The organism is Mesorhizobium sp. M0898, from assembly GCF_040319695.1.
Taxonomy (GTDB): domain Bacteria; phylum Pseudomonadota; class Alphaproteobacteria; order Rhizobiales; family Rhizobiaceae; genus Mesorhizobium.
Window position 1 is genome coordinate 135,019 of record NZ_JAMYOE010000006.1, and the last position, 22,509, is coordinate 157,527.

The 22,509-nt window shown below is 61.8% G+C and carries 20 protein-coding genes; 16 read left to right on the forward strand and 4 right to left on the reverse strand.

The annotated features are described in order from the left end of the window. Positions 1 to 435 precede the first annotated feature (435 nt). The 7 genes from NKH90_RS10430 (at position 436) to NKH90_RS10460 (ending at position 9,389) form a co-directional block, all read left to right on the forward strand. Positions 436 to 897, forward strand: coding sequence for a MerR family transcriptional regulator (locus NKH90_RS10430; protein WP_023677331.1), 462 nt, complete (start codon positions 436 to 438; stop codon positions 895 to 897). A gap of 237 nt (positions 898 to 1,134) precedes the next feature. Next, the gene (locus NKH90_RS10435) at positions 1,135 to 2,931 is read left to right on the forward strand and encodes an acyl-CoA dehydrogenase (RefSeq protein ID WP_352819267.1); all 1,797 of its coding nucleotides are present in this window, start codon (positions 1,135 to 1,137) and stop codon (positions 2,929 to 2,931) included. A gap of 239 nt (positions 2,932 to 3,170) precedes the next feature. Continuing rightward, positions 3,171 to 4,340 carry an acyl-CoA dehydrogenase family protein gene (locus NKH90_RS10440; RefSeq protein WP_352819269.1) on the forward strand — a complete coding sequence of 390 codons (1,170 nt, stop codon included), beginning with the start codon at positions 3,171 to 3,173 and terminating at the stop codon, positions 4,338 to 4,340. 31 nt (positions 4,341 to 4,371) lie between these two features. Next, positions 4,372 to 5,580, forward strand: coding sequence for an acetyl-CoA C-acetyltransferase (locus NKH90_RS10445; RefSeq protein WP_352819271.1), 1,209 nt, complete (start codon positions 4,372 to 4,374; stop codon positions 5,578 to 5,580). Positions 5,581 to 5,592: 12 nt separating this feature from the next. After that, the gene (locus NKH90_RS10450) at positions 5,593 to 7,812 is read left to right on the forward strand and encodes a 3-hydroxyacyl-CoA dehydrogenase NAD-binding domain-containing protein (protein WP_352819273.1); all 2,220 of its coding nucleotides are present in this window, start codon (positions 5,593 to 5,595) and stop codon (positions 7,810 to 7,812) included. An 81-nt stretch (positions 7,813 to 7,893) separates the two neighbouring features. Beyond that, complete coding sequence (locus NKH90_RS10455) at positions 7,894 to 8,538, forward strand: S24 family peptidase (protein WP_352766996.1); 645 nt, start codon at positions 7,894 to 7,896, stop codon at positions 8,536 to 8,538. Between the two features lie 11 nt (positions 8,539 to 8,549). After that, positions 8,550 to 9,389 carry a thermonuclease family protein gene (locus tag NKH90_RS10460; protein WP_352819275.1) on the forward strand — a complete coding sequence of 280 codons (840 nt, stop codon included), beginning with the start codon at positions 8,550 to 8,552 and terminating at the stop codon, positions 9,387 to 9,389. On the opposite strand, the gene NKH90_RS10465 is transcribed toward NKH90_RS10460, so the two are convergent. Then, entirely contained in the window at positions 9,352 to 11,007 is a 1,656-nt protein-coding gene (locus tag NKH90_RS10465; RefSeq protein ID WP_352819277.1) for a lysine--tRNA ligase, read from the reverse strand. The genes NKH90_RS10460 and NKH90_RS10465 overlap by 38 nt on opposite strands. A gap of 238 nt (positions 11,008 to 11,245) precedes the next feature. Here NKH90_RS10465 and NKH90_RS10470 point away from each other — a divergent pair, with 238 nt between their 5' ends. After that, positions 11,246 to 11,656 (forward strand): tellurite resistance TerB family protein, encoded by a 411-nt coding sequence (locus tag NKH90_RS10470; protein ID WP_023677339.1) that lies wholly within the window; start codon positions 11,246 to 11,248, stop codon positions 11,654 to 11,656. A gap of 14 nt (positions 11,657 to 11,670) precedes the next feature. Here NKH90_RS10470 and NKH90_RS10475 read toward each other — a convergent pair whose 3' ends face one another. Then, a complete protein-coding gene (locus NKH90_RS10475) occupies positions 11,671 to 12,522 on the reverse strand; it encodes an ABC transporter substrate-binding protein (protein WP_352819279.1) in 852 nt (283 codons plus the stop codon). A 270-nt stretch (positions 12,523 to 12,792) separates the two neighbouring features. Here NKH90_RS10475 and NKH90_RS10480 point away from each other — a divergent pair, with 270 nt between their 5' ends. The 3 genes from NKH90_RS10480 to NKH90_RS10490 all read left to right on the forward strand — a co-directional run bounded on the left by NKH90_RS10480 (position 12,793) and on the right by NKH90_RS10490 (position 15,025). After that, positions 12,793 to 13,524: a helix-turn-helix transcriptional regulator gene (locus NKH90_RS10480; protein ID WP_352470107.1), complete on the forward strand. Its 732-nt coding sequence runs from the start codon at positions 12,793 to 12,795 to the stop codon at positions 13,522 to 13,524. Positions 13,525 to 13,621: 97 nt separating this feature from the next. Continuing rightward, positions 13,622 to 14,260: an acyl-homoserine-lactone synthase gene (locus tag NKH90_RS10485; protein ID WP_023677342.1), complete on the forward strand. Its 639-nt coding sequence runs from the start codon at positions 13,622 to 13,624 to the stop codon at positions 14,258 to 14,260. Positions 14,261 to 14,275: 15 nt separating this feature from the next. Next, positions 14,276 to 15,025: an enoyl-CoA hydratase-related protein gene (locus tag NKH90_RS10490; protein ID WP_023677343.1), complete on the forward strand. Its 750-nt coding sequence runs from the start codon at positions 14,276 to 14,278 to the stop codon at positions 15,023 to 15,025. A 24-nt stretch (positions 15,026 to 15,049) separates the two neighbouring features. On the opposite strand, the gene ppk2 is transcribed toward NKH90_RS10490, so the two are convergent. Next, the gene (ppk2, locus tag NKH90_RS10495; RefSeq protein ID WP_352685725.1) at positions 15,050 to 15,952 is read right to left on the reverse strand and encodes a polyphosphate kinase 2; all 903 of its coding nucleotides are present in this window, start codon (positions 15,950 to 15,952) and stop codon (positions 15,050 to 15,052) included. 197 nt (positions 15,953 to 16,149) lie between these two features. On the opposite strand from ppk2, the gene NKH90_RS10500 reads away from it, so the two are divergent. The 3 genes from NKH90_RS10500 to NKH90_RS10510 all read left to right on the forward strand — a co-directional run bounded on the left by NKH90_RS10500 (position 16,150) and on the right by NKH90_RS10510 (position 19,379). Continuing rightward, positions 16,150 to 17,412, forward strand: a complete 1,263-nt coding sequence (locus tag NKH90_RS10500) for a sensor histidine kinase (protein WP_352819282.1) — start codon at positions 16,150 to 16,152, stop codon at positions 17,410 to 17,412. Between the two features lie 117 nt (positions 17,413 to 17,529). Next, positions 17,530 to 18,255, forward strand: coding sequence for a phosphate signaling complex protein PhoU (gene phoU, locus NKH90_RS10505; protein WP_023677346.1), 726 nt, complete (start codon positions 17,530 to 17,532; stop codon positions 18,253 to 18,255). A 116-nt stretch (positions 18,256 to 18,371) separates the two neighbouring features. Beyond that, positions 18,372 to 19,379, forward strand: coding sequence for a magnesium and cobalt transport protein CorA (locus tag NKH90_RS10510; RefSeq protein WP_023677347.1), 1,008 nt, complete (start codon positions 18,372 to 18,374; stop codon positions 19,377 to 19,379). A 104-nt stretch (positions 19,380 to 19,483) separates the two neighbouring features. Here NKH90_RS10510 and NKH90_RS10515 read toward each other — a convergent pair whose 3' ends face one another. After that, on the reverse strand, positions 19,484 to 20,008 hold the full coding sequence (locus NKH90_RS10515) for a GcrA family cell cycle regulator (protein ID WP_023677348.1): 525 nt from the start codon (positions 20,006 to 20,008) through the stop codon (positions 19,484 to 19,486). Between the two features lie 355 nt (positions 20,009 to 20,363). Between NKH90_RS10515 and NKH90_RS10520 the strand changes: the two genes are divergently transcribed. Then, the gene (locus tag NKH90_RS10520) at positions 20,364 to 21,563 is read left to right on the forward strand and encodes an aspartate aminotransferase family protein (protein ID WP_352819284.1); all 1,200 of its coding nucleotides are present in this window, start codon (positions 20,364 to 20,366) and stop codon (positions 21,561 to 21,563) included. 14 nt (positions 21,564 to 21,577) lie between these two features. Beyond that, positions 21,578 to 22,489, forward strand: a complete 912-nt coding sequence (gene argF, locus NKH90_RS10525; protein ID WP_352470112.1) for an ornithine carbamoyltransferase — start codon at positions 21,578 to 21,580, stop codon at positions 22,487 to 22,489. The last annotated feature ends 20 nt before the right edge of the window (positions 22,490 to 22,509 follow it).

The window sequence follows — 22,509 nt, forward strand, 5'->3', positions numbered from 1 at the left end:
CCGAAAAACCGTGAAAAATTCAGTACAGGATAGACACGGGTAACCGACATGCGCACATTTCGCCCCAACGTGGTAAACAACGCGTTAACCAAGCTTAAGAAGTTGCAACTTTGTCGGCTGGCTGCCGACGGCGCCGGGTGTCTTTTTTGGACGCGCAAAAGACGTTGTAGAATTTTGATCAACCGCATGATCGCTCCCGAAATCGGCAACGACCTTTTAGGTTGTCCGCTGGTGCTGCGGCATAAAGTTGCAAGACCAGAACGCTCTTGCGTGGTGAGGCGGCTATCGATATAGAATTGACGTAAACGTAAATGAGCGGATTACGCCGTTTGCGATTTGTTTGTTGAAACCACGAGTGGAAGCACGCCCCCGCTTTCACTCAGGCGACGCAAGGTCGGCGACCGCGACGCCACCAGACGGGGAAAGCCAGTGACCATGAAACTTATTTCGCCCGGCCAAGCCGCGGCCAACACCAACGATATGTCGAGCGAAGCCGGTGAAGAGCTTGTCCGCATCGGCGAAATGGCCAAGAAATACGGAGTGACGCTGCGTACGCTGCGTTTCTATGAGGACAAGGGTCTGCTCAACCCGCAGCGCGACGGCTCGACCCGTCTCTATACACGCCGCGACAGGGCCCGGCTGAAGCTGATCCTGCTTGGCCGCAAGGTCGGGTTCTCGCTGCGCGACGTCAAGCAGATGATGGACCTCTATGATCCGAACGGCTCCAACACCAAGCAATTGCGGCTGGCGCTCGACAAGTCGGAGAAGCAGCTTGCCCGTCTGCAGAAGCAGCGGGCGCTGATCGACGACGCCATCAGCGAACTGAGTGCTTCGATGTCGACCGTCCGGCAAATGCTGATCGAGCGCTCGACGCCGCAGGCCAGCGTAGCGAGCTAAACTAAGCTTTCGATTTGTGACGAATAAGAGGCGCGTGGCTTTCGCTGCGCGGTTCTTCGTCGTTTGCCGTGCTTTGTCGTTTGTCGTCCTGGCGCGCGGGAAAAAATTTGCCGCACCGCCGAATTGACGTTTACGCAAACGTCAATATTTGTTATCTCGACCACAACGTTGGTCCGTCTGCCATCCTCATATGCTGGGGCTGATTTCAGGGCCAAGACCGCATGGTGGAGGAAACGCATGCCGATCTACAGAGCGCCGGTCCGGGACACGCTGTTCGTGCTGAACGAAGTGCTGGGATATCAGCGTTATTCCAATCTTCCCGGATTTTCCGACGCGACGCCGGATGTGCTCGAGGCCATCCTTGCCGAGGGCGCGAAGCTCGCCGAAAACGTGATGCAGCCGCTGAACCGCGTTGGCGACGTGGAAGGCTGCATGCGCCATGACGACGGTTCGGTAACGACGCCGAAAGGCTTCAAGGAAGCTTTCGACCAGTATCGCGAAGGCGGCTGGATGGGGCTCGCGGCACCTGTCGAGTTTGGCGGGCAAGGCTTGCCCTACGCAGTGCACACTGCGGTTGCCGAATACATGGTGTCGGCCAATATGTCGCTGATGATGTATGCCGGCCTGACGCAAGGCGCGATCGCTGCGATCATCACCCATGGCACCAAAGAGCAGAAGGCAACATGGTTGCCGAAGCTGGTCGAGGGCGCCTGGACCGGCACCATGAACCTGACCGAGCCACACTGCGGAACCGATCTTGGCTTGCTGCGCACCAAGGCCGTCCCCAATGGCGACGGCACCTACAGGATCTCCGGTCAGAAGATCTTCATCTCGGCCGGCGAGCATGACATGTCGGACAATATCGTCCACCTGGTGCTGGCCCGTATCGAGGGCGCGCCGGATGGCGTGAAGGGCATCTCGCTGTTCATCGTGCCGAAGCTCAAGCTCGATGCCTCAGGCAATCCGGGCGAGAAGAACACCGTCTCCTGTGGCTCGATCGAGCAGAAGATGGGTATCCATGGCAACTCGACCTGCGTCATGAATTACGACGACGCTGAAGGCACGCTGCTCGGCGAGGCCAATGGCGGGCTGAAAGCAATGTTCACCATGATGAATGAGGCGCGGCTTGGCGTCGCCCTGCAGGGACTTTCGCTATCTGAGGTTGCCTACCAGAATGCGGTTTCCTACGCCAAGGATCGTCTGCAGGGCCGCTCGCTGTCAGGGCCGAAGGCGCCGGACAGGAAGGCCGATCCGATCATCGTCCATCCGGACATCCGCCGCAGCCTGATGACCATGAAGGCTTTCAACGAGGCCGGCCGCGCGCTGGCGCTGTGGACGGCGATCAAGTCCGACATCGCTCACCGCTCCGGTGACGACAAAGATCGCCAGGTCGCAGACGACTACACCGGCCTGATGACGCCGGTGGTCAAAGGCGTGCTCACCGACAAGGGGTTCGATCATGCGGTAATGGCGCAGCAGGTCTTCGGCGGCCACGGCTATATAGAAGAGCACGGCATGAGCCAGTTCGTCCGCGATGCCCGCATCGCCATGATCTATGAGGGTGCCAACGGCATCCAGGCGCTCGACCTCGTCGGCCGCAAGCTGGCCTTGAATGGCGGCCGCGCGGTCCAGGCTTTCTTTAAGGAAGTCGGAGAGTTCTGCGAGGAAAACCGCACCGACGAGACGATGGCGCCCTTCACCAAGGCGCTTAAAAAGGGCCTCAACGATCTGCAGGCGGCGACGATGTGGCTGGTGCAGAACGGCATGGCCAAGCCCGATAACGCCGGTGCCGCCTCGACCGATTACATGCATCTCTTCGGCCTGGTGGCGCTGGGCTATATGTGGGCGCAGATGGCCAGGGTGGCCGCAGCGAAATTGGCGAATGGCGCCGACGGCGCTTCGTCTTTCTACGACAACAAGCTGGTGACGGCGCGCTTCTTCATAGAGCGGATCATGCCGGAGACGTCGGCGCATCTTGCCCGCATCTCCAGCGGTGCCGACACATTGATGGCACTGCCGGCGGAAGCGTTCTAGCTTCGGCGTTCCCCTCCCCCTCGAGGGGAGGGTGGCCCGAAGGGCCGGGAGGGGTCCTGCGTGCAGTGCGCCGACCTCCATTCTGGTGCATGCCCTGTGAGGAAAATGATCGCAATGCCGTGGCACATGGCGCAGGTTGTAAAAGATAAGGTCGAGCAAGTCATCGGCGACCCCACCCGGCCGCTTCGCGGCCACCCTCCCCTCGAGGGGGAGGGGAACGTCGGCGCGAGGGAGAAACCATGACCCACCCCGCCGAAATCCTTGGCCTTCCCAAGCCCGCCTGGGCGGCGGACGAGGTCGGCATGCTTTACGACATGGCGCACCGCTTCATGTCGGAAGAGATCGCGCCGCGTTACGACGAATTCGAGAAGAACGAAATGGTCGACCGCGAGAGCTGGCTGAAGGCGGGTGCTGCCGGCCTGCTCTGCGCCTCGATGCCGGAGGAATATGGCGGATCGGGCGGCACCTTCGCGCATGAGAGCGCCATCATCGAGGCGATCGGCCATGTCGGCGTCGACGGGTTCGGCATTGGCCTGCACAATTCGATCGTTGCCCCCTATATCCTCCACTACGGCTCGGAGGAGCAGAAGAAGAAGTGGCTGCCGAGGCTGGCGACCGGCGAGCTGATCGGCGCCATCGCCATGACCGAGCCGGGTGCGGGCTCCGACCTTCAGGGCGTCAAGACGCGCGCCGAAAAGGACGGCAACCAGTACAAGCTCAACGGCTCGAAGACCTTTATCACCAACGGCCAGCTCGCCAATTTCATCATCGTCGTTGCCAAGACCGATCCTGAGAAGGGCGCCAAGGGCATCTCGCTGATCGTCGTCGAGACCGACGAGCTGGAGGGTTTCGAGCGCGGCCGCAACCTCGACAAGATCGGCCTCAAGGCCAACGACACGTCGGAACTGTTCTTCAACGACGTACGTGTGCCGACCTCGAACCTGCTCGGCAACCACGAAGGCCAGGGCTTCGTCCAGTTGATGCAACAATTGCCGCAGGAGCGGCTGCAGATCGGCACCACTGCTATTGCCATGGTCGAGCGGGCGCTGGCGCTTACCATCGACTACGTCAAGGAGCGCAAGGCCTTCGGCAAGGCCATCATCGAATTCCAGAACACCCAGTTCAAGCTTGCCGAATTGAAGACCGAGGCGACCATCGGCCGCGTCTTCTATAATGACTGCGTTGCCCGCCACGTTAACGGCGGCCTCGACCCGGTGACCGCTTCGATGGCCAAATACTGGCTGTCAGACCTGCAAGGAAAAGTCGTCGACGAATGCCTTCAATTGCATGGCGGCTATGGCTACATGAATGAATATCCGATTGCGCGCATGTTTCGCGACGCCCGCGTCCAGCGCATCTACGGCGGCACCAACGAGATCATGAAATTGCTGATCGGGCGCTCGCTCTGAGCGAGTTTCAGCGAACCCAAGGAGCAGGAAAATGGCCGAAGCTTATGTCTATGATGCCGTGCGCACGCCGCGCGGCAGGGGCAAGAAGGATGGCTCGCTGCACGAAGTGCCGGCGGTGCGGCTCGGCGCCAAGGTGCTCGAGGCCATCCGCGACCGCAACGGGCTGGACACCGGCACCCTCGACGACATCATCTTCGGTTGTGTCGATCCGGTTGGCGAGGCGGGTGCGGTCATTCCACGTGCCGCCGCTTTCGAGGCCGGCTACGACACCAAGGCGCCTGGCATGCAGATATCGCGTTTCTGCGCCTCGGGCCTCGACGCCATCAATTTCGGCGCCGCCAAGATCGCGCAGGGCGCCGACGAGGTCGTCATCGCCGGTGGCGTCGAATCGATGTCGCGCGTCGGCATGGGCGCCTCCGGCGGCGCCTGGTTCATGGACCCATCGGTCGGCCTACCCGGCTGGTTCGTGCCGCAAGGAATCTCGGCCGACCTGATCGCCACCAAATACGGCTTTTCGCGCGACGACGTCGATGCCTACGCAGTCGAAAGCCAGAAGCGTGCCGCCAAGGCGTGGGGCGAGGGCCGCTTCAAGAATTCGGTGATCTCGGTCAAGGACCAGAACGGCCTGACCATCCTCGACCATGACGAACATATGCGGCCCTCGACCGACATGCAGTCGCTTGCCGCGCTCAACCCGTCCTTCGTCATGCCCGGCGAAATGGGCGGCTTCGACGCCGTCGCCGTGCAGAAGCATCCCGAGGTGGAACAGGTCAACCACGTCCACCATGCCGGCAATTCCTCCGGCATCGTCGATGGCGCGGCGGCCGTGCTGCTCGGCTCGAAAAAGGCGGGAAAGACGCTCGGCCTCAAGCCGCGCGCACGCATCCGTGCGTTCGCCAACATCGGCTCCGAACCGGTGCTGATGCTGACCGGCCCCGTCGACGTCACCGAGAAGCTGTTGAAGCGGGCGAAGATGAAGCTGTCGGACATCGACCTGTTCGAGCTCAACGAGGCCTTCGCTTCGGTGGTGCTGCGCTATATGCAGGCTTTCGACATTCCGCATGACCGGATCAACGTCAATGGTGGGGCCATCGCCATGGGCCATCCGCTCGGCGCCACCGGTGCGATGATTTTCGGTACGGTGCTGGATGAATTGGAACGCCGCGACCTCAACACCGCGCTGGTGACGCTTTGCATCGGCGCCGGCATGGGCACTGCAACGATCATCGAACGCGTCTGACGGAGAGAGATGATGAGCTACACCAATTTCACCCTCGACATCGACGCCGACGGCATTGCGCTGGTCACCTGGGACATGCCGGACCGTTCGATGAACGTCTTCACCGAGGAGGTGATGCTCGAACTGAATACCATCGTCGACAAAGTGGCGAGCGATGCAGCGATAAAGGGCGCGGTGATCACCTCCGGCAAGGATACGTTCTCGGGCGGCGCCGACATCACCATGCTGCAGAAGATGCTGGCGACCCTTGCCGCCGACAAGGCGAAGGACCCGGAGAAGGCGACCAAGGCCCTGTTCGACAATGCGGGCACCATGAACGGCCTGTTCCGCAAGCTGGAAACTTCGGGAAAGCCATGGGTTTCGGCGATCAACGGCACATGCATGGGTGGCGCGTTCGAATTGTCGCTCGCCTGCCATGGCCGTGTCGCGGCCGATTCAGACAAAGTGAGGATGGCGCTTCCCGAAGTGAAGATCGGCATTTTTCCGGGCGCCGGCGGCACCCAGCGCGTGCCGCGGCTGACCGACCAGCAGCAGGCGCTGCAAATGCTGACGTCCGGCCAGACGCTGTCGCCTCAGAAGGCCAAGTCGATGGGCCTGATCCATGAGATTGCCGAGCCGGACAAGCTGGTCGAAACCGCCAAGGCGATGATCAGGAACGGCTTGAAACCGGTGGCGCCATGGGATGAAAAGGGCTTCAAGCTGCCCGGCGCCCCGATCTATTCGGTGGCCGGTGCCAATCTGTGGCCCCCGGCCATCGCCATTCTGCGCCGCGAGACCTATGGCAATTATCCCGCCGCTGCCGCCATCCTGAAATGCGTTTACGAGGGCTTGTTGGTGCCGTTCGACACCGCCCTGCGGATCGAGCAACGCTATTTCACCGAGATTATGCAGACCAGGGAAGCGGCAGCGATGATCCGTTCGCTGTTCGTGTCGCTCCAGGAACTGAACAAGGGCGCGCGCCGCCCGGCCGGTGTGCCGGAAACGAAGTTCAAGAAGATCGGCGTACTCGGCGCCGGCTTCATGGGCGCTGGCATTGCCTATGTGACGGCCAAGGCCGGCATTCCGGTGGTGCTGCTCGACCGTGACATGGAGTCCGCCGCCAAGGGCAAGGCGCATTCCGAGACCCTTATCTCGGATCAGGTGAAAAAGGGCCGTGCCAAGCCGCAGGACAAGGATCGGTTGCTGTCGCTGATCACGCCGACGGCCGATTACGCGGATCTTGCCGGCTGCGATCTTGTGGTCGAGGCGGTGTTCGAGGACTCGGCCGTCAAGAAGGATGCCACCGAACAGGCCGAGGCTGTGCTCAAGCAGTCGGCGATCTTCGCCTCGAATACGTCGACCATACCGATCACATCGCTGGCCAGGAATTCGGCGCGGCCAAAGAATTTCATCGGCATCCACTTCTTCTCGCCGGTCGACAAGATGATGCTGGTCGAGATCATCCTCGGCAAGAAGACCGGCGACAAGGCGCTGGCCACCGCAATCGACTTCGTCCGCGCCATCAAGAAGACGCCGATCGTTGTCAACGATACGCGCGGTTTTTACGTCAATCGCTGCGTACTGCGCTACATGTCGGAAGCCTACAAGATGCTGATCGAAGGTGTTCCGGCGTCGATGATCGAGAATGCGGCGAAAGCCGCCGGCATGCCGGTCGGTCCTCTGGCGTTGACCGACGAGACCGCGATCGACCTTGCCCAGAAGATCATGAAGCAGACCATGCGCGATCTCGGCGACAAGGCGGTCGATCCGAAGCAGATGGCGCTGATCAACACGATGGTCGACACGCATGGTCGCTTGGGCCGCAAGAACAGCAAGGGCTTCTATGACTATCCGGCAAAACCGGCCAAGAAGAAGCTGTGGCCAGGTCTCAGGGATCTCTACCCGCAGCTGGCGCCGGAGCAGGTTGATTATGAGGAACTGAAGCAGCGGCTGCTGGTCACCATCGCGCTTGAGGCGGTACGGGTGATGGAAGAGGGCATCGTTACCGACCCACGCGAGGCCGATGTCGGCTCGATCCTGGCCTTCGGCTTCGCGCCCTATACAGGCGGTGCACTGTCCTACATCGACGGCATCGGCGCTAAGAAATTCGTCAAAATCGCCAAGCGCCTGCAGAAGAAATACGGCACCGAGTTCAAGGCGCCGAAGCTGCTGCTTGATATGGCCGAGAAGGGCGAGACCTTCTACGAGCGCTTCGATCCCTATACCAGGGACGAGGCCAAGGAGGCGGCCTGACGCCGTCTTCGGCGGTGGACAAGATGGCGGCCAAGGGGTAGAACACGGAAGGTATTTTTTCCTGTTTCGAAGGAGAGCAAGGTGCTCTCGCACGACCGCGTTTGGGCCGCCATCGACGCTCTCGCCGAGCGTTATTCGCTTTCGGCCTCCGGACTGGCCAGGCGCGCAGGCCTCGACTCGACCGCCTTCAACAAATCGAAGCGGCTGTCCTCAGATGGACGGCCGCGCTGGCCGTCGACCGAATCGCTGGCCAAGATCATTGAGGCGACCGGCGCCTCGCTGGACGAATTTGCGGGGCTGGTCGAGGGTCGGGGTAATTCCGGCGCACTACCCGTGCAGAGATCGTCGGTGCCGCTGCTCGGCTTCGCCCAGGCGGGCGCCGGTGGCTTCTTCGACGACGCCGGGTTTCCAGCGGGGCAGGGATGGGATCTGATCGAGCTTCCGGCACGGGCAACCGAGACCTCCTATGCCTTGAAGGTCCAGGGCGATTCCATGCTGCCGCTCTATCGCAATGGCGATGTCCTGATCGTCGAGCCAGGGGCTACCATACGAAAGGGTGATCGCGTCGTCGTCAAGACCAATGCCGGCGAGGTGATGGCCAAGATGCTTGACCGCCAGACACCGAGGTCGATCGCGCTGGTCTCCCTCAATCCCGATCACCCGGACCGCGACATCCCCATGCGCGATGTCGAATGGGTGGCGCGGATTGTCTGGGCAAGCCAGTAGGCGCGGGGCCGGTGCGTCTGCCTCACCTTGCTTTGGCTGTTCTGGCGATCCCGGCGATGGCCACGGCAATTGTCGCCGGCGGCCGCGCCGTCCAGAGCGAAAGCGGCGGCCCCTGGGAGCAAATCCAGGTCGGCGTCGAAACTCAGCCCGCCGCGCCGGCTACGTCGGCCATCCCGAAACCAGTGCCGGCCAAGCAGGCGGCGCATTCGAGGGCAATCGATCCAGACATCGTGGTGCCGCCGCAGCCCGGTTCCAACGAGCTTGAACGGATAGAGCCGCGCGCCCCGTTGAGCGATCTGGCATTGGCTGGACCGCCCAAGCCGCCAAAAACGAAAATGCCCGACGACTGGAAAGGCACGAAACTATTCCAGCCCGTCGCATCGGCCGCCGGGGTCATCGAAGCAAAGGGCTATTCGATTGCGGTTTCCGGGATCGACATCGTCAAGCAGGAGGAGACTTGCACCGACGGCGGCGAGTCCTGGAATTGCGGCATTCGGGCGCGAACGGCCTTCCGCGCCTTTCTCCGCAGTCGTGCGGTGGTCTGTGCCGTGCCGCCCGAAGGCGGTCGTGATCTGATCGCCGCCGAGTGCCGGATCGGTAATCAGGATGTCGGTCAATGGCTGGTCGAAAATGGCTGGGCGCGCGCCGCCAAGGGCGGCCCTTACGCAGAAGCCGGCGAGAAGGCGCGTGCAGCAAAAAAAGGCGTCTTCGGGCCGGCGCCGAGCGTTTCAGGCCTGCCGCCGCTCCCGGCTGCTGCGTCGCGATCCGCGCCTGTAGCGCCTAGCTCGATCCTGGAGGAGCAAGACGGCGTCCTCATGCCGCCAGTTGACCAGCCAGCGCCCGCTGAATGAGCTCGCGCGTTTCGGCGATGCCGTAGAGCGCGGCGAAGGAGCCGAAGCGCGGTCCGCGTTCCTGACCTATCAGCACCCGATAGATCATCTGGAAGAAGGCGACGGAGACACCGGGTCCGCCCTCCGGGCTCTGCTTGGAATGGTCCTGGTAGCGCTCGATCTTGCGCGCAACATTGAGGGCAGCGTTCTGGATTGCCTCGCTGTCGGCATCAGCCGGCAGCGCGGCGAGCGCTTCCGAAAGCTTGGTCAGCGCCTCGCGCTCGACCGCGTCGGCAGCACGGTACACTTTCGCCGGCTTCACGAAATCGTCGAAATAGCGGATGGCATATTCGGCCAGCCGGTCGAGCTCGGGATGGGTTGTCGGCGTCACACCCGGCGCGTGGCGCGAAATGAAACCCCACAGCACGTCCCTGTTCTGCGCATTCGAGGCGCTGACCAGGTTGAGCAGCAGCGAGAACGGAACCGGCAGGTCGACTGCCGGGGGATTGCCGTCATGCATGTGCCAGACCGGATTGCCCAGCCGCTCCTTCCAGTCCTGCCTCTGATAGGCAGAGAGGAACGTGTAATATTCGTCTACCGCCTTCGGGATGACGTCGAAATAAAGCTTCTTCGCGGTTCGCGGGCGCTGGAACATATAAAGGCTAAGGCTCTCGGTCGGCGCGTAAGTCAGCCACTCGTCGATGGTCAGCCCATTGCCCTTCGACTTCGAGATCTTCTGGCCGTTCTCATCGAGGAACAGCTCATAATTGAAGCCCTCGGGTGCCGGAGCATCGAGCGCGCGGCAAATCTGCCCGGCGAGCTTGACGGAATCGATCAGATCCTTGCCGGACATCTCGTAATCGACGCCGAGTGCTGCCCAGCGCATCGCCCAATCTGGCTTCCATTGCAGCTTGGCATGACCGCCGGTCACCGGCGTCTCGAAGCGCTCGCCGGTGTCCGGGTCGCGCCACACGATGGTGCCGGCGTCGAGCTTGCGCTCGTCGATCGCGACTTGCATGACGATGCCGGTCTTGGGATGGATCGGCAGGAAGGGCGAATAGCTCAGCGCCCGCTCCTCGCGCAGCGACGGCAGCATAATTGCCATCACCTTATCGAAGCGCTCGAGCATCTTGAGCAGCGTCGCGTCGAAGCGGCCGGAAGTATAATAGTCGGTCGAGGAAGCGAATTCGTAATCGAAGCCGAAACGGTCGAGGAAAGTGCGCAGCCGTGCGTTATTGGCGGCGCCGAAGGACGGATACTCATTGGAGAACGGGTCCGGTATCCTGGTCAGCGGCTTGCCGAGATAGGCGCGCAGCATGTCCTTGTTAGGCACATTGTCCGGCACCTTGCGCAATCCGTCCATGTCGTCGGAGAAGCACAGCAGCCGCGTCTTGACCTTGTCTTCAGTCAGTACGCGGAAGGCGTGGCGCACCATAGATGTGCGCGCCACCTCGCCGAACGTGCCGATGTGCGGCAGGCCGGACGGGCCGTAGCCGGTCTCGAACAGCACCGTTTCCGGGTAGCCGCTGCTCGCGTAGCGGGCGACGATCTTTTTCGCTTCCTCGAATGGCCACGCCTTGCTTTCGGCGGCGGCGGCGAGGACTTCCGGGCTGAGATCGATCGGCTGTTGTTCGGCCATGATGCTATTCCTGCAACTTTGCCAGCATCCATGCCGGCAGCCGCATGCTCTAGACCATGATCCCGAAAAGTGGAACCCGGTTTTCGGGCAGGACCGTGATCAGGCAAGAAGCCCCCGTCCCGATAGTCAGGATGGATCAACTTCCAAGGCGTGATCGGAGCGCCAACGATCGCGGCTGTTTTTCCTTGCGGCGCCGGTCCCTCGTTCCTAACTTCGGGACCATCTCAAGGAGTTGTAAATGCCATTGTCGCCACACGAAGCCATGATCTACCTGATGGTCATCACCTCGGCGTCAGACCGCGACATGACCGACGTCGAACTGGCGCGGATCGGCGACGTCGTTCGATCCTGGCCGGTGTTTGAGGATTTCAACCAGGAGCGGCTGGTCGAGGTCGCCCAGGCCTGCCAGAAAATGCTGCATGAAAAGGATGGGCTGGAGGGCGTCCTGGCGCGCGTCGCCGAGGCGCTGCCCGAACGCCTGCGTGACACCGCCTATGCCGCCGCCTTCGAGGTCGCAGCTGTCGATCTCGAAATGCGCCTGGAGGAGGTGCGCGTCCTGCAGCTCGTCCGCCGGGAACTCGACCTCGATGCGCTGACGGTCGCCGCCATTGCGCGAGCCGCCAAGGCCCGCCTTCGCACGCTGACCTGAGCCGGCGGCCAAGCTCAGAAAAAACTGACGGGAAAATAGCGCAGATAGAACTCGGCGAACGTGCCTTTCACCGAGATTTCCTGCAGCGCGTAGTCGAAAGCGGCGGCCAGTGCCGGATCGTCGGCCCTGGTGGCGATTGCCATGCCTGAGCCGAGATATTCGGGCGCCAGATAGGGGCCGCCGGCAAAGCGGCAGCAGCCCGCTGCATCCGAACCGCCGAGCCAGAAGGCGAAACGCATGCCGTCGCCGAAGGCGGCGTCGATCTTGCCGGCTTTCAGCTCACCATAAAGCTCCTCCGGCTTTGCGAACGGGACGATTTGGACGTCGCCGAAATAATCGCGCAGCATCCGCTCGTGCGCGGAGCCGGCGATCACGCCGACACGCTTGCTGCGCAGCTTGTCGAACATTGGTTCGGTCAGCGCCTGTGTCTTCAGCATGATGAAGCGGGCCGGAAATTGCAGGTAGGAGCGTGAAAATGCGTATTTCGACCGCGACTCCGGCGTCGCGGCGATGCCGGCAATGATCGCTTCGCCCTCGCCCTTCCCGAGCGCACCTTCGAGCTCGGCCCAGGGCAGCGCCTGGATCTGGCATTTTTCGGCAACGCCGAGCTCGGCGCAGATGGCGCGCGCCAGGTCGACATGGAAGCCCGACAGCCGGCCTGCCCCATCGAGGAAATTGAACGGCGGGAAATCCGTGGTGGTCAGGAATCGCAGCCGCGGCAGCATCGAAAGGTCCGGCTTTGGCAGCCGCTCCTTGGCGTCCCAGAACAAGGGCACCTGCGGCTCCGCGGCGAGCGCAGCAGCCGCAAGCGATTGCGCTCCGATCAATATCGAGATCAATGAAATGGATATGCGCCGAAACGCCACGCGACGACTCCGTTCGGTCTTGCCCCGGCTTTCGTACGAAATAACACAGGTTTTTGTACGAAAAAAACACAGGTGCGACGGTTTTTGGTTTCATCATTGCAATTTAGGGATATTGTTTAGTGAGTTTGCAAGTGACTGCGTGATGCCGGCTGAAGAGGAGCAGTAGGACGCACAGGGAGGCAGCTTTGCAGTCCGGGGTTGATGGCGTGGTGCGGGTTGATCACTGCCATTGGCCTCAAGAGCGGAAGGCAACATGGGGTAGATGTTGCGATGGGTCATTTCGATCGTACGCTGGAGTTGATAGATCAGTTGCAGCACGCCGGCACAGCCGCCGCCGTCTGCGAAAAGCTGTTGGGGGTAACAAGCGGGTTCGGGCTGACGGCGCTGATGGCCGGGACGGTTCCGCAACCTGGCACGCCGAGAAACCAGCAAAAGGACCATGTGCTGCTCTGCGACTGGCCGGCTGAATGGCTTGAGCGCTACGTCGCGCGCAACTACGTCGATCACGACCCCGTCGTCAGCCACATGAAGCAGCTTCAAGCGCCATTCCAGTGGCGGGAAGCATCTCAGGGCATCCGCATCGGCAAGAGCGGCGGCGAGGTGATGGGCGATGCCGGGGAATTCAAGCTGCGCGACGGGTTGGCCTTTCCGCTAATCACGCTCGATGGCCAGATCGTCATGGTGTCGCTAGGCGGCGAGGCTGTCGAATTGTCGAGCGCCGATTTCGGGTTGGTGTCGCTGGTCTCGACTTATGCGATTGGCCGCGCAATGCAGCTCCACACCATGGCGGGCAAAACCATCGATCATGTCGAATTAACGCCGCGTGAGCGCGAATGCCTGCAATGGGCTGCTGTTGGCAAGTCCGAATGGGAGATTTCACAAATTCTCGGCATTTCGGAACACACGTCAGAGAAACACCTTCTTAACGCCAAAAGCAAACTCGGTGCCGTCAACCGGGTCCAGGCCGTCGCGGAAGCGATAAGGCGCGGCTATATTAACTAGGTCGGCCGCGCCGGCCTAGAAATTCTTGCTTGCGTGATCGCGTAATTTTTTTGGGAAAGCACGGCCGTATCTTCCTATTGAAACTAGGAGACGGCAAATGCTTTTTTCCCTCACAACCCAGGAATTGATGGAACGGCCCGACCTCTGGGAGGCAGTTCATCGTTTGCGTTACAGAGTTTTCGTCGAAGAGATGGGATGGACCGATCTGCAGCGCCCTGATGGCCTCGAGATCGATCAATTCGACCACGACGAGGCAGTGCACCAGATCGTCATCCGCAATGGCGAGCTCGCCGGTTATCAGCGGATGTTGCCGACAACCCGGGCCCATCTTCTAACCGATGTGCTGGCGGACCTTTATGAGGGAACCCCACCGTCGGGCCCGAATGTCTATGAACTGACCCGCTATGCGGTTGCGCCGGGATTCCGCGACGGTCGGCGCGGCGTGTCGACGGTCGGCACCGAGCTGATCGCCGGCTTCGTCGAGTGGGGTCTGAAGCGCAACGTCAACCAGGTGATCATCGAATTCGAGCCGATGTGGGTGCTTCGCGCGCTGCAGCTGCATTTCCTGGCAACGCCGCTCGGTTACCAGCGTACCTATGGCAACCAGCAGGTGGTTGCCACACTGCTCACCTTCAACGAGCACACGCTCGACGTGGTGCGTTCGCGCCGCAACCACTTTGCGCCGGTGCTGGCCAGAGGGTACCCGGACATGCTCGGACAGAGACGCGCCTCGTGAGATTGGAGAGAGGCCATGAACGTTCACTCAAAAGCAGAATTCCGCAATCACACGCTGATCGTCACGGTATCGTCGGGTGACGGCCGCCCGGTGCTGGACAGGCGGGCCTATGAAAGCCTGGCCAGGACATTCCACGAAGCCGCTGTCGACGACGACGTCCGCGTAGTGGTCCTGCGCGGCTTGGCCGGGTGCTTCTGCCTCGGTGCCGATTTCTCCGAATTTCTCGACGCCACCAAACATCGGCGACTGATCGCCGCCGTCACCGATATGTTCCGCACGCTGGCGACGTTTCCGAAACCGGTCCTTGCCTGTGTCGACGGCGACGCCGTCGGCGTCGGTTGCACCATCCTGTTCCACTGCGACATGGTGATCGCCTCGAGCAAGAGCACGTTTCGGGTGCCGTTCGTCGATTTCGGCCTGGTGCCGGACGCGGCGACCAGCATTCTGGCGCCGCAGAAGCTCGGCTATGCCGGGGCGTTCCGCTTCTTCTGCCTGGGCGACACGCTCGCCGCCGAAGATGCCAGGGCACTGGGCCTTGTCGGCGAGATCGTGACGGACGGCAGCGTCGAGGAAGCCACGTTGGCAAGAGCCAGGCAACTCGCCAAGAAGCCTGTCGCGGCGCTGCTACAGACGCGCGACCTGCTTAGGGGCGACACCGGCGCGCTCTGCGACCGCATCGATCAGGAGATCTCGCTTTTCCAGCAGGCGCTGCAGGACGACACCACGCTGAAGCGACTGCAGCGGATTGCCCGGCTGGCGGCATGAGAGCCGCGTATCGATGAGGTGAGCTTATTTTTCGAGGAAAGTCGGCCCTTCGCCGATGATCTTCTTGTCCTCCTTGCCGATGACGTCGAGGTCGCGGCCGTCATAGGGAAGCGAAAGGAGAATGCGCTGCATGACGGCCAGCCGCGCGCGCCGTTTGTCGTTCGCCCGCACAATGATCCAGGGCGCGAACTCCTTGTGCGTGCGCTCGACCATCAGGTCGCGCGCTTTGGTGTATTCGTCCCATTTGCTGATGCCGGCGATGTCGATTGGCGAAAACTTCCAGCTCTTCAGCGGGCTCCAGCGGCGGTCGTGGAATCGCTCGAGCTGCGTTTCCCGGCCGATGTTCAGCCAGAATTTGAAGAAATGTATGCCCTCGTTGCGGATCATCCGCTCGAAATGCGGAACCTCGTCCAGAAATTGCTCGTGCTGCTCGGGCGTGCAGAATCCCATCACCGGTTCAACGCCGGCGCGGTTATACCAGGAGCGGTCGAAGGTGACGAATTCGCCCGACGTCGGGAAGTGGTCGACGTAGCGCTGGAAGTACCATTGTCCAAGCTCGGTGGGCGTTGGCTTGGTCAGCGCCACGTTGCGCGCCGTGCGAGGGTTCAGATACTGGCGCAAAACGAAGATCGTGCCGCCCTTGCCGGCAGCGTCGCGCCCCTCGAACAGCGACATTACCCGCTTGCCCGTCGACTGCAGCCACGCCTGCGCCTTGACCAGCTCGATCTGCAGCTTCTCTAGCCTCTCGTCATACTCCTCGCTCTTCATCTTCTTGTCGTAAGGGTAACCGCCGGCAGTGAGCTTGCGGTCCTCGACCCAGTCGGGAAGCGCGGGGGCCTCGATGTCGAACGCCCTCTCCTTGCCGTCGATCATGATCTTCAGCGGCCCCGATGAGGGTGCGGCGGGGCTTTCCTTGGCGTTTTTCATCGAGGCGAACCTTTCCAGCTTCCGGACTCGTGCTATTGGGAGCCTTACTGCATCGGCCCGAAAATCGGAATCGATTTTCGGAAAGAACGATGCAGCAGATAAAGAGGTAGAGCGTCCTTTGTGCGCCCAATTGGACGCACTGCGCTCTAGCGCCGGTCCAGCAAGAAGTTCTTGAAGTGGCCGCAGACGGAGCGCAAATGGCCGACATCGGCACAGAGCGGAGAGGCAGGGCGCAAACCGTCGCCATGCGGCTGTGGAACAGCCGCTGGCTACTGGCGGCCGGCCTCGTTGCGGTTCTGATGGTCTATGGTTTTGCCGGCATGTCTGGCTATGTGGTGCTGCTGGCTGGCGCCGTGCTGGTTGCCGCTGCGATGCTGCCGGCCGGCATCGCCCGTCAATCGACCGAAAATGCCACGGCCATCGAGTCGGGCGTGCAACAACTTTCCGGCGAATATCTCGCGGCGGCGGTTGCCGATCCGCTGATCATTTTCGATCGCTCCGCCGCCATCGTCCACGCCAACGCCGCTGCCTTTGCCGCCTTCGGTGGGATTGCCCCCGGCATGTCGCTGTCGCTGAAATTCCGCGCGCCGGAAATGCAGGCCTTGCTGGATAGCATCTTGGCGGGCAACGTCGCTTCGGACAGCGTCGACTACATAGAAAAGCTGCCGGTCGAACGAGCCTATCGGGTGAGCGCGTCTTCAGTCGGCCATGCCACGGATCTCTACGTGCTGGTGTTCAAGGACCAGAGTGAGGCGCGCCGGATCGACAGAATGCGTGCCGACTTCATTGCCAATGCCAGCCACGAGCTGCGCACGCCTCTCGCCTCGATCGCCGGCTTCATCGAGACGCTGCGCGGGCCGGCCCGCAACGACCCCGCGGCGCGCGAGCAGTTCCTGCAGATCATGCAGAACCAGACCAGCCGCATGGCGCGCCTCATCGACGACCTTCTGTCGCTGTCGCGCCTGGAGATGAAGCCCTATCTCAAGCCGGGAACCGAGGTCGACCTGCGCCAGGCCATCGACAGCGTCATCGATTCGCTTGGGCCGCTCGCAAAGGAAAACGGCGTCGTCATCGAGCGTGATTTCGCGGAAGGGCCGCTCGACGTGCCCGGCGATCGGGACGAGCTTTTCCAGGTATTCGAAAACCTGCTGGAAAACGCCTGCAAATATGGTCAGTCGGGCGGACGTGTCGTGGTGTCGATCATACGCAGCGACAGCGATCCCGAACCGGGCATCGACGTCACCATCAGGGATTTCGGCCCCGGCATCCCCGAAGAGCACATCCCGCGCATCACCGAGCGCTTCTACCGTGTCGACGTCGAGAACAGCCGAACCCAGAAGGGCACCGGCCTTGGCCTGTCCATCGTCAAGCATATCCTGACCCGCCACAACGCCAGACTCTCCATCAGGTCGGAGGTCGGCAAGGGTGCGGCGTTCACGGTCCATTTGCCGGCTCGCTAGCGTAGTACTATCTCTAGCACATAATGGGCCGTTTCTTTTTTCTGTCATCCGGCTAGCGTATCAGCGGGGATTCGAGGGAACGACTCAACCACGAGATCCCGGGAAGGCATTTCGTCCATGCAGTCCGTGCATATCGTCAGCGCCTATGACGAGGAGCTGAAATATCTGTCGAAGCGCATCGCGGCGATGGGCGGGCATGCCGAGCGCATGGTCGAGCAGGCGGTCGCGGCGCTGGTCAATGCTGATCCGGGGCTTGCCCAGAAAGTCATTCGGGACGACCTGGTTCTGGATGAGGGACAGCGCGAGATCGACGACAAGGCGATCATCATCATCGCCAAACGCCAGCCGATGGCGACGGATCTGCGCGAAATCGTCGGCGCGATCCGCATCTCGGCTGACCTCGAACGGGTAGGCGACCTCGGCAAGAACGTCGCCAAGCGGGTGGTTGCCGTCGCAGACGGGCGCCAGCCGAACAGTCTGTTCCGCGGCCTCGAGGCTTTGGCCAATCTGGCACTGACCCAGCTCAAGGAAGTACTCGACGTCTATGCGTCGCGGTCGGTGGAGAAAATCGGTTTCGTGCGCGACCGCGACGACCAGATCGACGCCATGTACACCTCTCTGTTTCGCGAATTGCTGACCTACATGATGGAAGACCCACGCAACATCACCCCCTGCACACATCTCCTGTTTTGCGCCAAGAACATCGAGCGCATCGGCGACCACGCCACCAACATCGCCGAGACGATCTACTATATCGTCACCGGCGATCAGATGCCGGCCGATCGTCCGAAGGGCGATAAGACGGACAAGATTATTCTTCCCGCAACCCAACCAGCGAAGTGAGTTCTCTCAGCACTGATGCGAATTTCGGATTCGCCACCCGACAGAAAATTGCGCTAAGCTTTCGACGCGCCGACTTCTCAGTTCCGCGATGAAGGCCCGGCCTTCAGGAGGCTGCGATGGAATATGTCCGCGAGTTTGCTCCTGCGCCGCCGATGTCGGGTATAATCGCTTGCGGCGTCTATACGGCTGGGCGGCGCATCGCCGACATTCCGATCGAGGAAGCCGGCGAATGGGCCGGGAAGCCGGGCCACGTGGTCTGGATCGGACTGCTGGAGCCCGACCGCAATTTGTTGCTGCGCGTCCAGGCGCAATTCCATCTGCATGAGCTGGCGATCGAGGACGCCGAGCATCCGCACCAGCGACCGAAGATCGAGCAATATGGTGATGCCCTGTTCATCGTTGCCCGCACGGCGCAGCTGATCGACAGCCGCGTCACCTTCGGCGAGACGCATCTGTTCGTCGGCGCGGGCTACATCGTCAGCGTCAGGCATGGCCCGTCGACCTCCTACGCCGCCGTTCGCCAGCATTGGGAAAGCTGCCCGCATTCCCTTGCCAAGGGCGAGGATTTCGTCCTCTACGCCATTCTCGATTTCATCGTCGACAACTATATGCCGGTGCTTGAGCAGATCGAAAACGAGGTCGAGGCGATCGAGGACAAGGTTCTGCTGAAACCGATGACCGGCTCCGATATCGAACGGCTTTACATGCTGCGCCGCGATCTCTTGCGCCTGCGTAATGCGGCCCTGCCGCTGGTGGAGGTCTGCCGGCGGCTCACCAGCGCCGATCTGCCGCAAATCCACACAGCCATGCACCCGCTGTTTCGCGACGTCACCGACCACATCCGCACTGTCCAGGAAAAGATCGACAGCCTGCGTGAGGTTCTCGCCTTCGCCTTCGAGGCGAGCCTTCTGGTCGGTCAAAGCCAGGAGACGGCGATCTCCAAGAAGCTTGCCTCATGGGCCGCAATCTTGGCCGTGCCGACGGCATTCGCCGGCATTTACGGCATGAATTTCAGCGACATGCCGGAACTGAGGATGGAATATGGCTACCCGGCCGTCCTGGCGGCAATTGCCCTGATCTGCACGTTTCTTTACTGGCGGTTTCGCAAGAATGGGTGGCTATGAAGTGGGTGAATGATCAATAGTGAATAGGGCTAGGCAAGAGCCTTGCTTTCTTACTCCAAGCTCAGCCCGCCACCATTCACCATTCACCATTCACCATTCACCATTCACCTGCTCCGCCGCCGCTCCGATGCCGGCTGGAACGCCACGCGGGCGTGGTACTTGCAGTAGGGGCCGGTTTCGGCGGCGTCGTTGCCGCAGAAATGGAAGTCTTCCGAAAGCGGATCGCCGTTCGGCCATTTGCAAGTGCGCTCGTTGAGTTCGACAAGTTGCAGATGCCGCGAGATCGGCACGACGACGTTCTCGACCGGGCGGATATAGTGGCGCGCCACCGGTTCGGCATCGAACTGCGCCTTGAGCGCGGTCGCACCGATCGACATCGAGGTGGTGGCATGGCGCGTGGCGCTTGCTGCCCGGGACACCGATTTCTGGATCGTCGATCCCTGCACCGTCTTCTTCTGGCGTGCCGGTGAGGCGGTCGTGCGTCCGCGACCGGACAGTTTCAGCCGGTGCACTTTGCCGATGACCGCATTGCGGCTGACCCCGCCAAGCTGTGCGGCGATCTGGCTGGCGCTGAGGCCCTCCGACCACAATTTTCTGAGAAGTTCGACTCGCTCGTCAGTCCAGTTCATGAGACCGCGCTCCTGCTGAAACGTGCGGCAATCGGAATCCATTCCCGACCCGGCTTCTGCCGGGCAGACACCACATATATCGGGTGATTAGGTCCGCCGCACGAAATCTAGTTATTTCTCTACTACAATTACCTTATGCGCTGACTCGGTGACAAGAGTCCCAAGGCCAACACGAATCGGTTTTTTCGGTTTTCCCCAACTTGCCCGGTCGCTTAGGAGCCGGCGTTATGCTGGGGGGCTTGCCGCGCGACCTTGCGCGACCTTTTCGTTGACTTCACGGCCGAAAAACACGATAAGCCACAAGGGCCGCCGCTTTGGCGGCTTTTTGATTTTTCCGGTTCCGGAGACGCATATAATGAGCGGTTCGGCGCTTTTCGAGACCTTTGTTCGCGCACCCCTGGCTTTCGACCACGGTGAAGGCACCTGGCTGGTCACCGACAAGGGCGAGCGATATCTCGATTTCGCCGGCGGCATCGCCGTGAATTCGTTGGGCTACAGCCATCCGCATCTGGTCGCGGCCCTCACCGAGCAGGCCGCCAAGCTCTGGCACGTCTCTAATCTGTACGAGATTCCGGGACAGAGCCGGCTCGGCGAGCGGCTGGCCGACGCAAGCTTCGCCGACAAGGTGTTCTTCACCAATTCCGGCGCAGAGGCGCTCGAATGCGCCATCAAGACGGCGCGGCGCTACCACTTCGTCAAGGGCCATCCCGAGCGCTACCGCACAACCACCTTCGAAGGCGCCTTCCACGGCCGCACCCTGGCGACCATCGCCGCCGGCGGTCAGTACAAGTATCTGGAAGGTTTCGGCCCCAAGGTCGACGGCTTCGACCAGGTCGGTTTCGACGATGTGGATGCCGCCGAGAAGGCGATCACGCCTGAAACCGCGGCGATCCTGGTCGAGCCGGTGCAAGGCGAGGGCGGCATCAGGCAAGTGCCGACGCAATCGCTGAAGCGGCTCAGGCAGCTCTGCGATCAGCACGGACTGCTCCTGATTTTCGACGAGGTCCAATGCGGCGTCGGCCGCACCGGAAAGCTGTTCGCGCATGAGTGGGCGGGTGTCACACCCGACCTCATGGCGGTGGCCAAAGGCATCGGCGGCGGCTTCCCGATGGGTGCCTGCCTCGCCACCGACGAGGCAGCGGTCGGCATGACCGCTGGCGTGCACGGCACCACCTTCGGCGGCAATCCGCTGGCAATGGCGGTCGGCAACGCCGTGCTCGACGTGGTGCTGGAAGACGGCTTTCTCGAAGACGTCCGGCGCAAGGCACTGCTGTTGAAGCAGGGGCTCGCCGGTGTCGCCGACGAATTTCCGGATGTTATCGAAAGCATCAGGGGCACCGGCCTGATGCTCGGGCTTAAATGCGCGATGCCCAACACCAAGGTCACGGTGGCACTGCGTGACCAGCATCTCTTGACGGTTCCGGCCGGCGACAACGTTATCCGCCTGCTGCCGCCTCTCACCGTCACCGAAGCCGAGATCCGCGAAGCGCTCGAGCGCATTCGTGCCGGCGCCAAGAGCCTGGCAGATGCCATCGTCGCTGCCGCTGCGAAGTAATCCTGGAATTCCTGATGTCCCTTCGCCATTTCACCGATCTTTCCGCCGTTTCCGAAGGCGATCTGCGCTTCATGCTCGACGACGCAGCGGTGCGAAAGGCAAGGCTCAAGGCCGGCGAACGCAGCAAGCCGCTCGAAGGCAAGGTGCTGGCGATGATCTTCGACAAGCCGTCGACGCGCACGCGCGTGTCGTTCGACGTCGGTATGCGGCAGTTGGGTGGCGAGACGATCATGCTGACCGGCACCGAGATGCAGCTTGGCCGCTCGGAGACCATTGCTGACACAGCCAAGGTGCTGTCGCGCTATGTCGATGCCATCATGATCCGCACCACCTCGCATGACCGGCTGCTGGAACTGATGGAAAACGCTACGGTCCCCGTCATCAACGGGCTGACCGACGAGACCCACCCCTGCCAGCTGATGGCCGACATCATGACCTTCGAAGAGCACCGCGGTCCGGTGGCCGGTAAAACGATCGCCTGGACCGGCGACGGCAACAACGTGCTGCATTCGCTGCTGGAGGCATCCGCGCGGTTCCATTTCAAGCTGAATGTCGCCGTGCCCGAGGGCAGCGAACCGGCCCAGAAGCATGTCGACTGGTCGAAAGCCAATGGCGGCAAGCTGAAATTCACCCGTTCGCCCGAGGAGGCCGTTCACGAGGCCGACTGCATCGTCACCGACTGCTGGGTGTCGATGGGCCAGGAGCACCGTGCCCGCGGCCACAATGTCTTCCTGCCCTATCAGGTCAATGCGGCACTGATGGCGAAAGCCAAGCCGGATGCGCTGTTCATGCACTGTCTGCCGGCGCATCGCGGTGAGGAGGTTACCGACGAGGTCATCGACGGACCGCATTCGGTGGTGTTCGATGAGGCCGAGAACCGGCTCCATGCCCAGAAGGCGGTCCTGGCCTGGTGCCTGGGCGCTTGATACGAGCCGCGGTGATCCGG

Coding starts and splice junctions, on each gene's coding strand:
- ppk2 (WP_352685725.1), bottom strand. CDS start 15,952: ATGAAAAACGCCAAGGAAAGCCCCGCCGCACCCTCATCGGGGCCGCTG.
- NKH90_RS10500 (WP_352819282.1), top strand. CDS start 16,150: ATGGCCGACATCGGCACAGAGCGGAGAGGCAGGGCGCAAACCGTCGCC.
- NKH90_RS10450 (WP_352819273.1), top strand. CDS start 5,593: ATGAGCTACACCAATTTCACCCTCGACATCGACGCCGACGGCATTGCG.
- NKH90_RS10520 (WP_352819284.1), top strand. CDS start 20,364: ATGAGCGGTTCGGCGCTTTTCGAGACCTTTGTTCGCGCACCCCTGGCT.
- NKH90_RS10510 (WP_023677347.1), top strand. CDS start 18,372: ATGGAATATGTCCGCGAGTTTGCTCCTGCGCCGCCGATGTCGGGTATA.
- NKH90_RS10440 (WP_352819269.1), top strand. CDS start 3,171: ATGACCCACCCCGCCGAAATCCTTGGCCTTCCCAAGCCCGCCTGGGCG.
- NKH90_RS10485 (WP_023677342.1), top strand. CDS start 13,622: ATGCTTTTTTCCCTCACAACCCAGGAATTGATGGAACGGCCCGACCTC.
- NKH90_RS10435 (WP_352819267.1), top strand. CDS start 1,135: ATGCCGATCTACAGAGCGCCGGTCCGGGACACGCTGTTCGTGCTGAAC.
- NKH90_RS10470 (WP_023677339.1), top strand. CDS start 11,246: ATGCCATTGTCGCCACACGAAGCCATGATCTACCTGATGGTCATCACC.
- NKH90_RS10490 (WP_023677343.1), top strand. CDS start 14,276: ATGAACGTTCACTCAAAAGCAGAATTCCGCAATCACACGCTGATCGTC.
- NKH90_RS10480 (WP_352470107.1), top strand. CDS start 12,793: ATGGGTCATTTCGATCGTACGCTGGAGTTGATAGATCAGTTGCAGCAC.
- NKH90_RS10445 (WP_352819271.1), top strand. CDS start 4,372: ATGGCCGAAGCTTATGTCTATGATGCCGTGCGCACGCCGCGCGGCAGG.
- NKH90_RS10430 (WP_023677331.1), top strand. CDS start 436: ATGAAACTTATTTCGCCCGGCCAAGCCGCGGCCAACACCAACGATATG.
- phoU (WP_023677346.1), top strand. CDS start 17,530: ATGCAGTCCGTGCATATCGTCAGCGCCTATGACGAGGAGCTGAAATAT.
- NKH90_RS10515 (WP_023677348.1), bottom strand. CDS start 20,008: ATGAACTGGACTGACGAGCGAGTCGAACTTCTCAGAAAATTGTGGTCG.
- argF (WP_352470112.1), top strand. CDS start 21,578: ATGTCCCTTCGCCATTTCACCGATCTTTCCGCCGTTTCCGAAGGCGAT.
- NKH90_RS10465 (WP_352819277.1), bottom strand. CDS start 11,007: ATGGCCGAACAACAGCCGATCGATCTCAGCCCGGAAGTCCTCGCCGCC.